This window comes from Mesorhizobium sp. M8A.F.Ca.ET.021.01.1.1 (assembly GCF_003998025.1).
In the GTDB taxonomy this organism is placed as follows: domain Bacteria; phylum Pseudomonadota; class Alphaproteobacteria; order Rhizobiales; family Rhizobiaceae; genus Mesorhizobium.
On record NZ_RZSJ01000009.1, the window covers coordinates 1 to 15126 of the forward strand.

General features: G+C 64.7%; 15 protein-coding genes. 8 read left to right on the forward strand and 7 right to left on the reverse strand.

The window, feature by feature from the left end; all coding sequences use genetic code 11:
• The coding region (locus EOA36_RS02380) for an FAD-dependent oxidoreductase (protein WP_127275457.1) at positions 1-738 on the reverse strand (738 nt) is incomplete at its 3' end.
• Between the two features lie 199 nt (positions 739-937).
• Here EOA36_RS02380 and EOA36_RS02385 point away from each other — a divergent pair.
• From EOA36_RS02385 to EOA36_RS02420, 8 genes are all read left to right on the forward strand, one after another.
• Complete coding sequence (locus EOA36_RS02385; protein WP_245464231.1) at positions 938-1312, forward strand: DUF2568 domain-containing protein; 375 nt, start codon at positions 938-940, stop codon at positions 1310-1312.
• 104 nt (positions 1313-1416) lie between these two features.
• Complete coding sequence (locus tag EOA36_RS02390; protein WP_127275459.1) at positions 1417-2175, forward strand: SDR family oxidoreductase; 759 nt, start codon at positions 1417-1419, stop codon at positions 2173-2175.
• A gap of 128 nt (positions 2176-2303) precedes the next feature.
• Positions 2304-2690 (forward strand): SET domain-containing protein-lysine N-methyltransferase, encoded by a 387-nt coding sequence (locus tag EOA36_RS02395; RefSeq protein WP_127275460.1) that lies wholly within the window; start codon positions 2304-2306, stop codon positions 2688-2690.
• A 175-nt stretch (positions 2691-2865) separates the two neighbouring features.
• Positions 2866-3132 carry a 30S ribosomal protein S21 gene (rpsU, locus tag EOA36_RS02400; RefSeq protein ID WP_010911429.1) on the forward strand — a complete coding sequence of 89 codons (267 nt, stop codon included), beginning with the start codon at positions 2866-2868 and terminating at the stop codon, positions 3130-3132.
• A 140-nt stretch (positions 3133-3272) separates the two neighbouring features.
• Positions 3273-4115: a tetratricopeptide repeat protein gene (locus EOA36_RS02405; protein ID WP_127275461.1), complete on the forward strand. Its 843-nt coding sequence runs from the start codon at positions 3273-3275 to the stop codon at positions 4113-4115.
• Between the two features lie 206 nt (positions 4116-4321).
• Complete coding sequence (locus EOA36_RS02410; protein WP_127275462.1) at positions 4322-4798, forward strand: DUF992 domain-containing protein; 477 nt, start codon at positions 4322-4324, stop codon at positions 4796-4798.
• An 89-nt stretch (positions 4799-4887) separates the two neighbouring features.
• On the forward strand, positions 4888-5370 hold the full coding sequence (locus EOA36_RS02415) for a DUF992 domain-containing protein (protein ID WP_127275463.1): 483 nt from the start codon (positions 4888-4890) through the stop codon (positions 5368-5370).
• A gap of 198 nt (positions 5371-5568) precedes the next feature.
• Positions 5569-7005 carry an MFS transporter gene (locus EOA36_RS02420; RefSeq protein WP_127275464.1) on the forward strand — a complete coding sequence of 479 codons (1437 nt, stop codon included), beginning with the start codon at positions 5569-5571 and terminating at the stop codon, positions 7003-7005.
• Positions 7006-7030: 25 nt separating this feature from the next.
• Here EOA36_RS02420 and EOA36_RS02425 read toward each other — a convergent pair whose 3' ends face one another.
• The 6 genes from EOA36_RS02425 to kdpA are packed head-to-tail and all read right to left on the reverse strand — an operon-like array spanning position 7031 to position 15101.
• Positions 7031-7720 carry a response regulator transcription factor gene (locus EOA36_RS02425; protein ID WP_127275465.1) on the reverse strand — a complete coding sequence of 230 codons (690 nt, stop codon included), beginning with the start codon at positions 7718-7720 and terminating at the stop codon, positions 7031-7033.
• Entirely contained in the window at positions 7717-10452 is a 2736-nt protein-coding gene (locus EOA36_RS02430; protein WP_127275466.1) for a sensor histidine kinase KdpD, read from the reverse strand. The genes EOA36_RS02425 and EOA36_RS02430 overlap by 4 nt, the downstream gene beginning before the upstream one ends.
• 57 nt (positions 10453-10509) lie before the next feature.
• Entirely contained in the window at positions 10510-11073 is a 564-nt protein-coding gene (gene kdpC, locus EOA36_RS02435; RefSeq protein WP_127275467.1) for a potassium-transporting ATPase subunit KdpC, read from the reverse strand.
• An 11-nt stretch (positions 11074-11084) separates the two neighbouring features.
• Entirely contained in the window at positions 11085-13178 is a 2094-nt protein-coding gene (gene kdpB, locus EOA36_RS02440; protein ID WP_127275468.1) for a potassium-transporting ATPase subunit KdpB, read from the reverse strand.
• The gene (locus tag EOA36_RS02445) at positions 13175-13414 is read right to left on the reverse strand and encodes a hypothetical protein (RefSeq protein WP_245464232.1); all 240 of its coding nucleotides are present in this window, start codon (positions 13412-13414) and stop codon (positions 13175-13177) included. The genes kdpB and EOA36_RS02445 overlap by 4 nt, the downstream gene beginning before the upstream one ends.
• Positions 13398-15101: a potassium-transporting ATPase subunit KdpA gene (gene kdpA, locus EOA36_RS02450; protein ID WP_127275469.1), complete on the reverse strand. Its 1704-nt coding sequence runs from the start codon at positions 15099-15101 to the stop codon at positions 13398-13400. Before kdpA ends, EOA36_RS02445 begins: the two co-directional genes overlap by 17 nt.
• Positions 15102-15126: the final 25 nt, after the last annotated feature.

Below are 15126 nucleotides of genomic sequence, written 5' to 3' on the forward strand. Positions count from 1 at the left end.
CATGATGACGGAGGAATGGCCGGCGGCGACGACGCCGACTTTCTTGGCGCCGATGAAGCCGCGCGTCGTATCGACGCCCATGACCGCGCCATTGGCGGCCCGCTTGACACCGGTGACCTCGCAGTTCTGGATGATATGGACGCCGCGCGCCGAAGCGCCGCGCGCATAGCCCCAGGCGACCGCGTCATGGCGCGCCGTTCCGCCGCGGCGCTGCAAGGCGGCCCCGACGACGGGATAGCGGGCGTCACTGGAGGTGTTGAGCGGCGGGCAGAATTCCTTGGCCTGCTCCGGCGTCAGCCATTCATTGTCGATGCCGTTCAGCCGGTTGGCGTGGACATGGCGCTTCAGCACCTGAATGTCGTGCACATTGTGCGCCAGCATCATGACGCCGCGCGCCGAATACATGACGTTGTAGTTGAGCTCCTGGGAGAGCCCGTCCCACAGCTTCAGCGCATGGTCGTAAATGCCGGCGCTCTCGTCATAGAGATAGTTGGAACGGATGATGGTGGTGTTGCGCCCGGTGTTGCCGCCGCCCAGCCAACCCTTTTCCAGCACCGCGACATTGGTGATGCCATGTACCGTGGCAAGATAATAGGCGGTGGCCAGGCCATGGCCGCCGGCGCCGACGATGATGACGTCGTATTCCTTTTTAGGCTCAGGCGAGGACCATTGTTCCTCCCAGCCCTTGTGGCCGCGCATGGCCTCGCGGGCGATGGCGAATACAGAGTATTTCTTCACGGTCCAGCCTCGCAAATGGCAGCCGGGCGTTCATCATCAAGCCCCGGCGCGCGAGGTGTATCACTAGCGAAACAGCGCTGCTATCCTTGCGCTGTTTGCGACGGCGCTTGCCGTTTTGCGCCGCGCTGAAAAAGAGGTATCCCGCCTGGCTCTGTTGATTGCCTTCAGTCACACTTCTCCCTGCCGGGGATTTCGGAGGATGATGATGGGCAACGCCTGGTGGAATCTCACATTGCGCTTCCTGCTGGAGCTTGCCGCTTTGCTTGGCCTCGGCATGGCAGGCTGGAGTCTCTCGGACGGAGCGTGGCGTTGGGTCCTCGCTATTGCCCTGCCGCTCGCCGCGGCCGCGGCATGGGGTACCTTCGCGGTCCTCAATGATCCGAGCCGTTCAGGCCGGGCACCGGTGCCTGTGCCGGGCGCAGTCAGGCTGGCGCTGGAATTCGTCGTCCTGTTCGGCGGCGCGGCGGGTTTCCATCTGGCAGGCCATGCCGCCACGGGCATCATCATGGCCGTGCTGATCGTCATCAGCTACGCGTTCTCGCTAGACCGTCTGGCATGGCTGCTGCGGCAATAGTTGGTACCAACCTCTGCAGGTATCGGGTGGCTGCTGTCCCGCCAACCTGCGATCAAGCATCCGATCGCCGGCAAGGCTGGCGCGAAGGACAGGGATGCCCAGACATGCTCGCACTTTCCAACAAGATCGCCATCGTCACCGGTGCCAGTTCCGGCATCGGCCGCGCCACCGCCAAGCTGTTCGCCGAGGAGGGCGCCAGGCTCGTCATTTCCGCCCGCCGCCAAACCGAGCTTGATGCGATCGCCGCCGAAATCGAGGATGCCGGCGGCACGGCCGTCGCTCTCGCCGGGGATGTCACCGACGAGACCTACGCGAAAGCCCTCGTCGAGCTGGCGGTCGGCAGCTTCGGTGGACTCGACATCGCGTTGAACAATGCCGGCTCTGTCGGACTGATGGGACCAGTCCCCGACATGTCGGCACAGACATGGCACGGGACGATGGACACCAATCTGACCAGCGCCTTTCTCGGCGCGAAGTATCAGATACCAGCCATGCTGGAGCGCGGCGGCGGCTCACTGATCTTCACGTCGAGCTTTGTCGGTTACACCGCCGGCATGCCGGGCATGGCCGCCTACGCCGCCGCCAAGGCAGGTCTGATCGGATTGACGCAGGTGTTGGCCGCCGAATACGGACCGCAAGGACTGCGCGTCAACGCGCTGCTGCCGGGCGGCACCGACACACCAGGCGCGACGACGACCACGCCCGAGGCACGCGCCTTCGTCGAGGGCCTCCATGCCCTGAAGCGCATGGCGCAACCGCAAGAGATCGCCCGCTCCGCGCTTTACCTGGCCTCCGACGCCTCGAGTTTCACCACGGGAACCGCGCTTTTTGCCGATGGCGGCGTGTCGATCAACCGGACGTGAAGGATTTTTACGGCGAACAGGCCTGTTCGTCGTTGTGACGCAGGCCGCCGGTCTTGCTTTTTCGGCGCGATTTGGCGATTCCGTTTCCTGTCGAAACGGGTCTTCTTGCCAAGACGGGTCCTGGAACCATGATGCTGATCCGAACCTATGTCGCGCAGAGCGCAATCGAAGGCGTCGGCATGTTCGCCGCCGAGCCGATCCGCAAGGGCGCCTCGATCTGGCGCCTCGATCCGGATTTCGATCGGCTGATCCCGATGGAAAAATACGAGGCGGCCTCGCCGCCCCTGAAGGAACTGCTCGACCGTTACGCCTATCCGAGCCCGGACAAGCCCGGCTTCATGGTCTATGAGGTCGACAATGGCCGCTTCATGAACCATTCGGCGACCCCGAACACCGATTTTTCGCGCTATGGCGGCGCCACCGCGACTCGGGATATCGCCGTCGGCGAGGAGATCACCTGTGATTACGGTGAGTTCTTCGAGGATTTCGAGCGGTTGCACCTGGCCACGGCGTAACGGCGCCCTATCTCCAGGCGACCGTGGCAATTTGGCTGCCGTCCGTCATTTCGACTGTGGACAGCGAGGCTTGATTCTGCTATCAGCCGCCACAATTCGTGGTGTCGAGCGCCGCGGAGGCTTGTGGCTATGGCTGCTTGCCTGTTGATATCAAACCCGAAAGACAGGATTGCCCGTGCAGGTACTCGTCCGCGACAATAACGTTGATCAGGCGCTTCGCGCGCTGAAGAAGAAGATGCAGCGCGAAGGCATTTTCCGCGAAATGAAGATGCGCGGCCACTACGAGAAGCCTTCCGAGAAGCGCGCCCGTGAAAAGGCCGAAGCTGTTCGCCGCGCCCGCAAGCTGGCCCGCAAGCGCGCACAGCGCGAAGGCCTGCTGCCGATGACCCCGCGTCCGGTTGCTGCTGGCGGTGCCGCCGGCGCAGCGCGTCCGCCGCGCTGATTATCGCCAATATTTCGTCCTTTTCGAAGGATACCAGGGTGGCGCGATGCGGAATCGCCGCCACCCTTTTATTTTGATTGTGACCCGGCCCGGAGGGGGAACCGGACCTGAACGACGGCGCAAGTGAGGACAGGGCAGACATGAACGCAACAAGCGTGGAGCGCGGAACCGCATTGCGTGGTTTCGCCCTGACAGCGGCCCTGCTTTCCGGACTGGTACTTGCCGGCTGCCAGACATCGGGCCCGGCCGGCGAATTCAACAACATCGACAAGGCGCAAGGGTCGAGCGAGAACATCTCCTCGCTGTCCGCTGTCATCCAGCGCAATCCCCAGGATCCCGAAGGCTACAATGTTCGTGGTTCGGCCTATGGTCGCGGCGGCCAGTACCAGGCGGCGCTCAAGGACTTCAACCAGGCCATCCAGCTCAATCCGAATTTCTATCAGGCCTATTCGAACCGCGCGCTGATCCAGCGCTTCCTCGGCAACCAGGAAGCGGCGCTGGCGGACTACAACCGCTCGATCCAGATCAACGGCAATTACGACGCCGCCTATATCGGCCGCGGCAATCTCTACCGCAAGGCGGGCCGCACCCAGGATGCCTTCAACGACTTCCAGAAAGCGATCCAGCTCGACACGACGGACGCCCGTGCCTACCACAATCGCGGCCTGATCTATCAGAGCCAGGGCCAGCACAAATTCGCCATCGAGGATTTCTCGACCGCCATCTCGCTGGCGCCGGATGCCGCCGAGCCCTACAACGGCCGTGGCCTCTCCTATCTGGCGACCGGCGACGAGGACAATGCCTTCTCCGACTTCAATATGGCCATCAAGCTCGATGGCCAGAACGCCGAGGCCTGGGCCAACCAGGCGCTGATCTACGAACGGCGCGGCGACAAGGCCAAGGCGGCGAAGGCCTATCGCGAGGCCGTGCGCCTCAACCCCAGCTACCAGCCGGCCAAGGACGGCCTCGCCCGCGTCAGCTGACACTCCGCAGGCCCGCGCCAAGCGCCCCACTGCATCATATGCGTGTCCGAAAGGACACGCGGCGCGTCGGATCGCCATCAAACCGGCAACCCTGTGTTAACCGCGGTGGCAAGCCGTTAACCTTTGCCTTGTTCGCGCCAAGTTTTCAGCGGAACGGTCGCGGGACCCGAGACGTTATTGAAGACTGACTGCGAAAGGACCCTCCCATGATCAAGAAACTCGTCTGCGCCGCCGCCCTTGCAACGACCGTATTCGCCGCCGCCCCGGCCAGCGCCGGCAGGCTGCAACTCGGCACGCTCGACTGCACCATCGATGGCGGCACCGGCTATATCGTTGCGTCCAACAAGGGCGTGTCCTGCGTCTTCCGGCCCCATCATCACGGGCCGTCGGAAATTTATACCGGCGTCATCTCGAAGCTCGGTGTCGATGTCGGCAAGACGCACCAGGGCCAGCTCGTCTGGGCGGTTTTTGCCGCGACGCGCGACCGTGACGCGGGCGACCTTGCCGGTAGCTACTACGGCGTCAACGCCGAGGCGAGCGTCGTGACCGGCGGCGGCGCCAACCTGCTGGTCGGCGGCTTCGACAGCGCCTTCATGCTGGAGCCGCTCAGCGTCCAGGCGCAGACCGGCGTCAACCTCGCCGTGGCGGTGACCTCGCTGGAACTGATCCACTCGCTCAAATAAGAGGTTTGGAGCCTCGGCTCCAGACCCTTCACTCTACGGCGCGGAACCGGATAGGATGGTTCCGCGCCGTTTGATTTTTGGGGGACGCCATGCCGAGGACAGCCATCGCCGCTGCCATGATCGCAACCATGCTTGCCGGCACGGCACAGGCGCAAGACCAGGGCGTGGAGCTCGGCACGCTTGAATGCGCCATATCAGGCGGCACCGGCTTCATCTTCGGCTCGAGCAAGGATCTGAGCTGCACCTTCACCCCGGCCGACAAGAGCTTCGCGCCGGAAGCCTATTTCGGCGCCGTCAACAAATATGGCCTCGACATCGGCACGACCAAGCAGGCGGTGATGCGCTGGCTGGTGCTGACGCCGCTGAAGAACATCTACGCGCCGGGCGCATTGGCGGGTGACTATGTCGGCGCCAGCGCCGAAGTGACCGCCGCCGTCGGCGCCGGCGCCAATCTGCTGGTCGGCGGCTCCTCGCAGGCCTTCACCCTGCAGCCGCTCAGCCTGCAGACGCAGACCGGCATCAACCTCGCCATCGGCGTCAGCCAGTTCCAGCTGCGCAGCACCGAGAACTAATCGCCAGCGGTCCGTTCAGGACGACACTGGCCCAAACATGTCTCGAAAAAATCGCTTGAGCTCAACCGAGGTTGAGGTTCTACAAACCCGCCCCGAGCAAGGCCGCGTCTCGACGCGGCGCGCATGGTCCTGCCGGAAGCCTCGCCCTGGCCTCTGGTGCCATGCGGCTGCAGCAAGATATGCAAAGCAGGGATGGATATGACTGAAATCAGCACAAAGAAGGTCGATTGGCGCGCCTTGTGGGCGAGCGGCGACCTCGCGCGCTTCTGCTTCATCAGCCTCGGCATCCTGCTGCACGCCACCAATGAGACGATGGTGGCGACGGTCATGCCGGCCATGGTCGGTGAACTGGCCGGCGTGCAACTCGTCGGCTGGTCGCTGGCGATCTACGAACTCGGCGCCATCGTCGCCGGTGCCGCGGCCGGACGGCTGGTGAGCTATGTGGCGCTGCGCACCAACATGGTGGTCGCGGCGCTTCTTTATGCTGCCGGGGCGCTGATCTGCGCCGCCTCGCCTTCGATGCAATTGTTCCTGGCCGGCCGTCTGATCGAGGGGCTGGGCGGCGGCGCGCTGGTGTCGCTGGCCTTCGTCTCGGTCGAGCGGCTGTTTTCGCGTGCCATCTGGCCGCAGCTTTTCGGCATCATGTCGGCGATCTGGGGCGTCGCTGCCTTCAGCGGTCCCCTGCTCGGCGCTGTTATGACCGAATTGCTGTCGTGGCGCTGGGCCTTCGGCGTCTTCACTCTCGGCGGCACCGCCATGGCGCTGGCAAGCTTCCTCGTGCTCGACACACCGGAAGCGACAAGGCCCAGCACCGGAGCCGGCAAGGCGCCGCCCTTCCCGTTCATGGCGCTTGGCTGCCTTGCCATCGCCGTGGTGCTGATTGCCTCGGCCGGCGTCGACATCGCCCTGTTGCGTTCCTCGCTGCTGATCGTGCTGGGCCTCGCCGGGCTGGCGTTGTTCTTCTACATCGACGCGCTGAAGCCGCGCTCCCGGCTTTTCCCGGCGCGGCTGTTCTCGTGGCGCACGCCAGTGGGCGCCGGCATGACCATGGTCGCCGCCTTTTCCATCGCGACCTGCTCCTTCGGCGTCTACGGACCGCTGCTGCTGACCAGCCTGCACGACATTCCGCTGCTGACCACCGGCTACATCATCGCCGCCGAATCGATCGCCTGGTCGATCCTGTCGATCCTCGTCGCCAACGCACCGCCGCGGCGCGAAAGGCTGATCATCGTCTGCGGCGCACTGATGATCGCGGCGGGCATCGCCGGCTTCGCCTACACGATACCGCTGGGCTCGATCCCGCTGATCCTGGTCTGCGCCCTGTTGCAGGGCGGCGGCTTCGGCATTTCCTGGCCGTTCCTGACCCGCGTCATCGTCGCCTCCGCCCCGAACGACGAGCAGACCATCGCCTCGGCCGCGGTGCCGACCATGCAGCGCATCGGCTATGCCGTGGGTGCAGCCCTTGCCGGCATCGTCGCCAATGCCAGCGGTTTTTCGCAAGGCCTGAGCCACGACGCGGCCGCTGATGTCGCGAGCTGGCTGTTCCTTGCCTTCGTGCCGCTCGGCATTCTTGGCTGTCTCGCCGCCTTGCGGACATCGGCGGCGGCAAATCGGCCGCTCGCGGTCATCGGCTGACGCAGGTTCCGGCGGACGGGTTATTTCACTCGACACGCAGCCGATAGCCGACACCGGTTTCGGTGGTGATGTAGCGCGGCTGGTCGGGGGTTTTTTCGATCTTCTGCCTGAGCTGGCGCACATAGACCCTGAGATACTGCACGTCGGTCGAATCGTCCCAGATCTGCTTCAGGATGAAGTGGTGGGTGAGCACCTTGCCGGCATGCTGCACCAGGATGCGCAGTATGTCGTACTCCTTCGGCGAGAGCTTCACCTCCCTGTCCTCGACCTTGACGATGCGCTTGACCAGATCGACGCTGAGGTCTCCACTCTGGAAAACCGGCTTCTCGCCCTGTTGCTGGAACTTGTGCCGCAACGCCACGCGGATGCGGGCCACCAGTTCGTTCATGCCGAACGGCTTGGTGACATAGTCGTCGGCGCCGAGTTCGAGCGCGCTGACGATGCCGGCCTCGTCGGTGCGGCTGGAGAGGATGACGACAGGAATGTCGATGCCCCCGTCACGCCATTGGCGCAGGAGGTCATGGCCCCCCATGCCGGGCAGGCCGAGATCGAGCAACACCAGGTCGGGCTTGTCCTGTTCGATCAGCTCGATCGCCACCTTGGCGTTCGGCGCCTCGCTGACTGCGTAACCCTGGCTGGCGAGGCCGACCCGCAGCAGCTTGCGGATCGGCGGCTCGTCATCGACAACCAGTATCCTGACATTGGAATTGGTCATCGGGGTTGATCCTCGCCGGGCTCGTCGCCGCCATTGCCGACATCGGGCAATTCCGCCGGCACCGGCATCCGGATGGTGAAGGCGCCACCGGAGCGGTCGGTCCGGTTGGCGGCCGTGATCGTGCCGCCCATCGCCTCGACGAAGCCACGGCAGATCGACAGGCCGAGCCCGGTGCCGGCGCGCACCTGATCACCCTTGCGCACCCGGTAGAAAGTGTCGAACACGCGTTCCAGATCCTGCGCCGGAATGCCCGGCCCCTCATCCATGATCTGCACGACGACGGAGCCATTGTCGGTCCATCCCTGGACGCGGATCGTCGAGCCGGGCGGGGAATATTTCGAGGCATTGTCGAGAAGGTTGAACAGGACCTGTTCGAACAGCACGGGATCAAGCCTAAGCATCGGCAAGTCGGGCGGAATATCGACCTCGATCTTGTGTTCGCTGGTGATCTTGCGGGCGCGGTCGAGCGCCGTGCCGACGATATCGCCGAGATAGTGGAGGGCGTAGTTCGGCTCCATCGCACCGGACTCGATCTTGGTCATGTCGAGCAGGTTGGCGATGAAGCGGTTCAGCCGTTCCGATTCGTCGATCACCGCCGACAGAAGCTCCACCCTGTCCTGCTCGGGCAGATCAGGCGCGAACTCCTTGAGTGTGCCGGCCGCCCCCATAATGGCCGCGAGCGGCGTCTTCAGGTCATGCGAAATCGAGGTTAGCAGGGCCGAACGCAACCGGTCGGCTTCGGCGGCGAGCTTGGCGCGGTCGACATCGGCGACGAGCTGGACACGTTCGATCGCCACCGCCGCCTGATCGGCCAGCGCGTCGAGCAGCCGCTGCTGTTCGGGCGTCAAAAGCGGACCTTGCTTGTCATTGTCGAGGCCGACGACACCGATTGCCGTGCGCCCCGTGCGCAAGGGGAGATAGAGGCGCTTGGCGCCGGGCAGCGTCTCGGCGCCGCGTCCCGCGGCACGGTTGTGCTCCCAGGCCCAGCGGGCGGCGGCGATGTCGGCCTCGGCCAGCGTGTCGTCGGGCGGATAGCCTGCCTTGACCGTGATCGTGCCGTCTTCCGGCAGCAGCAGCACCACGCGCAGCTTCAGCATCGAGGCGATCTGGAAGGCGGTGGCCCAGAGCACGTCGTCGAGCGTGCCGGCGCCGGCGAGCTTCTTGGAGAAGAGATAGATGTCCTCGGTTGCCCGCGCTCGCGAGCGGGCGGCGGCGGCCTGACGCTGCACGCGCGCGGTGAGATTGCTGGCGATCACCGCGACGGCAAGGAAGACGGCGAGCGCGACGATGCTCTCCGGATCCCGGATCGTCAGCGTGTAGCGGGGCTCGAGGAAGAAATAGTTGAAGGCCAGCGCGCTCAGGAAGCAGGCATAGAGCGCCGGCCACAGGCCGCCCGCCACCGCCGACGTCAGCACTCCGAGCAGGAAGACGATCGCCAGGTTGCGGACATCGAGAAACTGGTCGAGCGCCGTGGTGACCGCCAATGAACCGGCGACATAGGCGGTGGCGAGCAGATAGGGCCAGACCTGGAACTGCCTCTGCTCGGCCGCCGCCTTGACCCGCCTTGCCGACGCCTCGGTTTCGCGCTCGGTGCCCGAGATGACATGGACGCTGATGTCGCCGGCGTTGCGGATCAGATCATAGGTGAGCGACCCCTCGATAAGTTCCCGCCAGCGCGACCGGGTCGGCCTGCCGACCACGATGTGGGTGAAATTGTTCGCCGTCGCATGGCGCACGATGTCCTGCGCGACGCTCTGGCCTGGAATGGTCGTCACCTCGGCGCCGAGCTGCTCGGCGAGGCGCAGGAGCGTGGCGAGCCTGTCCTTGTCGTCCTCGGACATGCCGGCCGAGCGCGGCGTGTCGACATGAAGCGCCGTCCATGGCGCACGAAGCCTGTCGGCCAGCCTGCGTGCATAGCGAATGCGGGCTGCCCCGCCTGGACGCGCATCGACGCAGACGAGCACCCTTTCGCCCGCCGCCCACGGACCCTGGATGGCGTGGGACTGCATGTGGTTGAGCAACTGTTCGTCGACGCGCTGGGCGGTACGGCGCAGCGCCAGTTCCCGCAACGCCGTCAGATTGCCTGGCGAAAAATAGTTCTCGACGGCACGCTGCGCCGTGTTGGGGAAATAAACCTTCCCCTCCTCGAGCCGCTTGATCAGGTCGTCGGGCGTCAGATCGATGATTTCGACATCGTCGGCCCGGTCGATGATGGAATCGGGAACGGTCTCGCGCACCCGGACCCGGGTGATCTGGGCGACGACGTCGTTCAGGCTTTCGACATGCTGGATGTTGAGCGTCGTATAGACGTCTATGCCCCGCGCCAGGATTTCCTGGACGTCGAGGTAGCGCTTGGGGTGGCGGCTGCCGGGCGCATTGGTGTGGGCGAGTTCGTCGACCAGGACCAGCGCCGGGCGCCGGGCAAGGATGGCGTCGATGTCCATCTCGTCGAGGACACGCCCCTTGTAGTCGACCTTGCGGCGGGCAATGACTTCATATCCCTCGACCAGGGTCTGGGTTTCCTTGCGGCCATGCGTCTCGACCACGCCGATCACCACGTCGACGCCGTCGGCCAGCCTGGCACGGCCCGACATCAGCATCTCGTAAGTCTTGCCGACACCCGGTGCCGCGCCCAGGAATATGCGCAGACGGCCGCGCCCTTCCCGCTCGGCATGCTCGAGCAGCGCGTCGGGGGATGGTCTGTTTTCGACGTTGCTTCTGTCGTCCGGCATCGGACCCGATCATGAATGGCGCCGGGGACCGTGTCGATCCCCGGCGCCTGCCATCAACTATTTCGCTGCATCCAGCGCCAGGTTGAGAGCCAGCACATTGACCGCCGGCTCGCCGAGCACGCCCAATTCCCGGTCCTCGACCTGGCCGTCGACGAGCGCCTTGACCTTGGCCTCGTCGATGCCCCTGGCCTTGGCCACGCGCGGAACCTGGAAATAAGCGGCCTGCGGGCTGATCTGCGGATCAAGGCCGCTGCCGGATGCGGTCACCAGGTCCATCGGCACCGGCGCGTTCGGATTTTCCGCCTTCAGCTTCTCGGCTTCGCCCTTGATGCGCTCGATGAGCTTCGGGTTGGTCGGGCCGAGATTGGAACCGCCTGAGGCGCCGGCATCATAGCCATTGCCCGCGGCCGAAGGCCGTCCGTGGAAATATTTGTCGCTGGCGAAGGCCTGGCCGATCAGGTCGGAGCCGATTACCTTGCCGTCCTTCTCGACCAGGCTGCCATTGGCCTGGCGCGGGAACAGCGCCTGGGCGATACCGGTCATGCCGATGGGATAGACGAGCCCGGTCAGCACGGTGAAGAAAACGATCATGATGATCGCGGGTCTGATTTGCTTGAGCATCGGAACGATCCTTATGCAAGGCCAAGGGCGGTGACCGCCATGTCGATTATCTTGATGCCGGCGAACGGCACGACGATGCCGCCGAGGCCGTAGACGAGAAGATTGCGGCTGAGCAGCGCACCCGCGCCGATCGCCCGGTACTTCACGCCGCGCAGCGACAGCGGGATCAGCGCGATGATGATCAGCGCGTTGAAGATGATGGCCGACAGGATGGCGCTCTGCGGCGTTGCCAGATGCATGATGTTGAGCGCCTGCAGCGGGCCGGTCGTCTGTCCCGGCGCGACGTAGAAGACGGCGAACATGGCCGGGATGATGGCGAAGTACTTGGCGACATCATTGGCGATGGAGAAGGTCGTCAGCGAACCACGCGTCATCAACAGCGCCTTGCCGATTTCGACGATCTCGATCAGCTTGGTCGGATCGCTGTCCAGATCGACCATGTTGCCGGCCTCGCGGGCGGCGACCGTGCCGGTGTTCATGGCCACTCCGACATCGGCCTGCGCGAGTGCTGGCGCGTCGTTGGTGCCGTCACCGCACATGGCGACCAGCTTGCCCTTGGCCTGCTCGTCACGGATCAGCTTCAGCTTGTCCTCGGGCGTCGCCTGGGCGAGGAAGTCGTCGACGCCGGCTTCCGCCGCGATGGCTGCCGCCGTCATCGGATTGTCGCCGGTGATCATCACCGTGCGGATGCCCATGCTGCGCAGTTCGGCGAAGCGCTCGCGGATACCGCCCTTGACGATATCCTTCAGGTGGACGACGCCGAGCAGGCGCCCGTCCCGCTCGACCGCCAGCGGCGTACCGCCCGATTTGGCGACCTCGTCGGCGATCGCCTGCAGGTTGCGCACGGTATCGCCTCCGGGCCGTATGCCGTGCGTGGCCGATGTCGGCTGGCTGACATAGGTCAGGATCGAATCGACCGCGCCCTTGCGCACCGAGGAGCCGTCTATGTCGACGCCACTCATGCGGGTCTGTGCCGTGAAGGGCACGAACGTGGCATGCAACGTCGCCATGTCGCGGGCCCTGATGGCATATTTCTCCTTGGCCAGCACCACGATCGAGCGGCCTTCCGGCGTCTCGTCGGCGAGCGAGGCAAGCTGTGCCGCGTCGGCCAGTTCCTGCTCGCTGACGCCCTTGACCGGGCGGAATTCCGTCGCCTGGCGATTGCCGAGCGTGATCGTGCCGGTCTTGTCGAGCAGCAGCGTATCGACATCACCGGCGGCTTCCACGGCGCGGCCCGACATGGCCAGCACATTGAAGCGCACCAGGCGGTCCATGCCGGCAATGCCGATGGCCGACAGCAGCGCGCCGATCGTGGTAGGGATCAGCGTCACGAACAGGGCGACGAGCACGGTCACCGAAATGTAGCCACCCGAGTAGGAGGCAAAGCTCGGGATCGTTGCGGTGGCCAGCACGAAGATCAGCGTCATGCCGACGAGCAGGATGTTGAGCGCGATCTCGTTCGGCGTCTTCTGACGCTCGGCGCCTTCGACCAGCGAGATCATGCGATCGAGGAAAGTATGGCCGGCGGCGGCGGTGATGCGCACGCGGATCCAGTCGGACAGCACCTGCGTGCCGCCGGTGACCGCCGAGCGGTCGCCACCGGATTCGCGGATCACCGGCGCGGATTCGCCTGTGATCGCCGCCTCGTTGACCGACGCGACGCCTTCCACCACCTCGCCGTCGGACGGGATGATGTCGCCGGCCTCGACCAGCACGATGTCGCCGACCTTCAGGCTGGTGCCGGGCACCAGCTTGAACTTTGTCCGGTCCTCGCCGGCCAGGAGCTTTGCCTGGGTTTCCGTGCGCGCCTTGCGCAGCGAATCCGCCTGCGCCTTGCCGCGCCCTTCGGCGACGGCTTCGGCGAAATTGGCGAACAGCACCGTGAACCACAGCCAGATGATGATCTGCAGCGTGAAGCGCAGATCGCCGCCGCCGGTGACGAGGTCCTTGACGAACAGCACCGATGTCAGCGCCGACACGACGGCGACGACGAACATCACCGGATTGCGGGCCAGCGTGCGCGGATCGAGTTTGCGGAAGGCACCGCCAATGGCAGGCCACAGGATGCGGGCATCCATGATGCTCGCTGATTTTGACTGGCTCATTTTGAAGCTCCGGCTTCAGTGTTGGTGTGCGGCGCCGATTGGTCGGATGCCGAAAAAAGATGGGGAAGCCCGTAGGCCAGCAGCCAAAGCGCGATCATGGCGCCGGCAAGTCCGAGAAAGGTCGACATGGTCGGGAAAGGAGGCGGCAGCCCCTCCTTCCCCGGTTCGGGCCGATGCCTGACATGGCGGCGCATGTTGCTGAACCAGGACATGGCCACCTCAGAATGCCTGTCCATGGATCATCGCCAGGTGCTCGACAACAGGTCCGACGGCAAGGGCCGGGAAGAAAGTCAGTCCGCCGACGATGACGATGACGCCGACCAGCAGCCCGACAAACAGCGGACTATCGGTCGGGAAGGTGCCGGCCGAGGCGGGCACGGTCTTCTTCGCCGCCAACGCGCCGGCGATGGCGAGCGCCGGGATGATGACCAGGAAACGGCCCATCAGCATGCCGATGCCGATGGTGATGTTGTACCAGGCCGTGTTGCCGGTGAGGCCGCCGAAGGCCGAGCCGTTATTGGCCGCCGCCGAGGTGTAGGCGTAGAGAATTTCGGAGAAGCCGTGCGGCCCGCCATTGGCGATCGACGCCACCGCGCTCGGCAGAACCACCGCGATGGCCGTGAAGACCAGCATCGCCAGCGGCAGGCACAGAATGGCCAGCATCGCCATCTTGACCTCCTTGGCCTCGATCTTCTTGCCGAGATATTCGGGCGTGCGGCCGACCATCAGGCCGGCGACGAAGACGGCAATCAGAATGAACATCAGCATGCCGTAGAAGCCGGCGCCGACACCGCCGACGATGACCTCGCCGAGTTGCATGTTGATGAGCGGGATCATGCCGCCAAGCGCGGTGAACGAGTCATGCATGGCGTTGACCGCGCCGCAGGAGGCCGCCGTGGTGATGACCGCGAACAAAGCCGACAGCGCGATGCCGAAACGGGTCTCCTTGCCTTCCATGTTGCCGCCGTCGATGCCGAGCGCATGGACCAGCGGATTGCCCGCGGCTTCCGCCCAGTAGCAGACGGCGACGCCGGCGATGAACAGCACGCCCATCGAGGCAAGGATCGCCCAGCCCTGGCGCTGGTTACCGACCATACGGCCGAAGACGTTGGTCAAGGCAGCGCCGACGACGAAGATCGACAGCATCTGGATCAGGTTGGAGATGGCGTCGGGGTTCTCGAAGGGATGTGCCGCGTTGGCATTGAAGAACCCGCCGCCATTGGTGCCGAGCATCTTGATGGCGACCTGCGAGGCGACCGGGCCGAGCGCGATCGTCTGCCTGGCGCCTTCGAGCGTGGTGGCATCGACATAAGGCCCGAGCGTCTGCGGCATGCCGAGCCAGACATAGACAAGGGTGAGCACGATGCAGAGCGGCAAAAGCACGTAGAGCGTGGCGCGCGTCATATCGACCCAGAAATTGCCGATCGATTTTCCCGAAGCGCGGGCAAATCCACGGATCAGCGCGATCGCGATGGCGATGCCGGTGGCCGCCGAAACGAAATTCTGGACCGTCAGGCCGGCCATCTGCACGAGGTAGGACATCGTGCTTTCGCCGCCGTAGTTCTGCCAGTTGGTGTTGGTCATGAAGCTGGCGGCGGTGTTGAAGGCGAGCGCCGGGTCGACCGCGCTCATGCCGGCCGGATTGTAGGGCAGGCTGCCTTGCATGCGCTGCAGGAAGTAGAGCACCAGGAAGCCTGCCAGATTGAACAGCAACAGGGCCATCGCATAGGTGGTCCAGTGCTGTTCCTCACGCTCGCTGGTTCCGCAAATGCGGTAAAGTCCGCGCTCGAGCGGGCCGAGGACCGGCGAAAGCGGCGTGCGATCGCCATTGAAGACGCGGTGCATGTAGCCGCCGAGCGGCTTCACCAGCAAAATGAGGATCCCGCAGAAGATGAGGATCTGTATCCATCCGTTCATGGTCATGATGTAGCTTCCGTGCACCGGTGGA

Bases quoted from the DNA above. Each gene is read 5' to 3' on its own strand.
- EOA36_RS02385 (WP_245464231.1), top strand. From the start codon at position 938: ATGATGATGGGCAACGCCTGGTGGAATCTCACATTGCGCTTCCTGCTG.
- EOA36_RS02390 (WP_127275459.1), top strand. From the start codon at position 1,417: ATGCTCGCACTTTCCAACAAGATCGCCATCGTCACCGGTGCCAGTTCC.
- EOA36_RS02395 (WP_127275460.1), top strand. From the start codon at position 2,304: ATGATGCTGATCCGAACCTATGTCGCGCAGAGCGCAATCGAAGGCGTC.
- EOA36_RS02405 (WP_127275461.1), top strand. From the start codon at position 3,273: ATGAACGCAACAAGCGTGGAGCGCGGAACCGCATTGCGTGGTTTCGCC.
- EOA36_RS02410 (WP_127275462.1), top strand. From the start codon at position 4,322: ATGATCAAGAAACTCGTCTGCGCCGCCGCCCTTGCAACGACCGTATTC.
- EOA36_RS02415 (WP_127275463.1), top strand. From the start codon at position 4,888: ATGCCGAGGACAGCCATCGCCGCTGCCATGATCGCAACCATGCTTGCC.
- EOA36_RS02420 (WP_127275464.1), top strand. From the start codon at position 5,569: ATGACTGAAATCAGCACAAAGAAGGTCGATTGGCGCGCCTTGTGGGCG.
- EOA36_RS02425 (WP_127275465.1), bottom strand. From the start codon at position 7,720: ATGACCAATTCCAATGTCAGGATACTGGTTGTCGATGACGAGCCGCCG.
- EOA36_RS02430 (WP_127275466.1), bottom strand. From the start codon at position 10,452: ATGCCGGACGACAGAAGCAACGTCGAAAACAGACCATCCCCCGACGCG.
- kdpC (WP_127275467.1), bottom strand. From the start codon at position 11,073: ATGCTCAAGCAAATCAGACCCGCGATCATCATGATCGTTTTCTTCACC.
- kdpB (WP_127275468.1), bottom strand. From the start codon at position 13,178: ATGAGCCAGTCAAAATCAGCGAGCATCATGGATGCCCGCATCCTGTGG.
- EOA36_RS02445 (WP_245464232.1), bottom strand. From the start codon at position 13,414: ATGGACAGGCATTCTGAGGTGGCCATGTCCTGGTTCAGCAACATGCGC.
- kdpA (WP_127275469.1), bottom strand. From the start codon at position 15,101: ATGACCATGAACGGATGGATACAGATCCTCATCTTCTGCGGGATCCTC.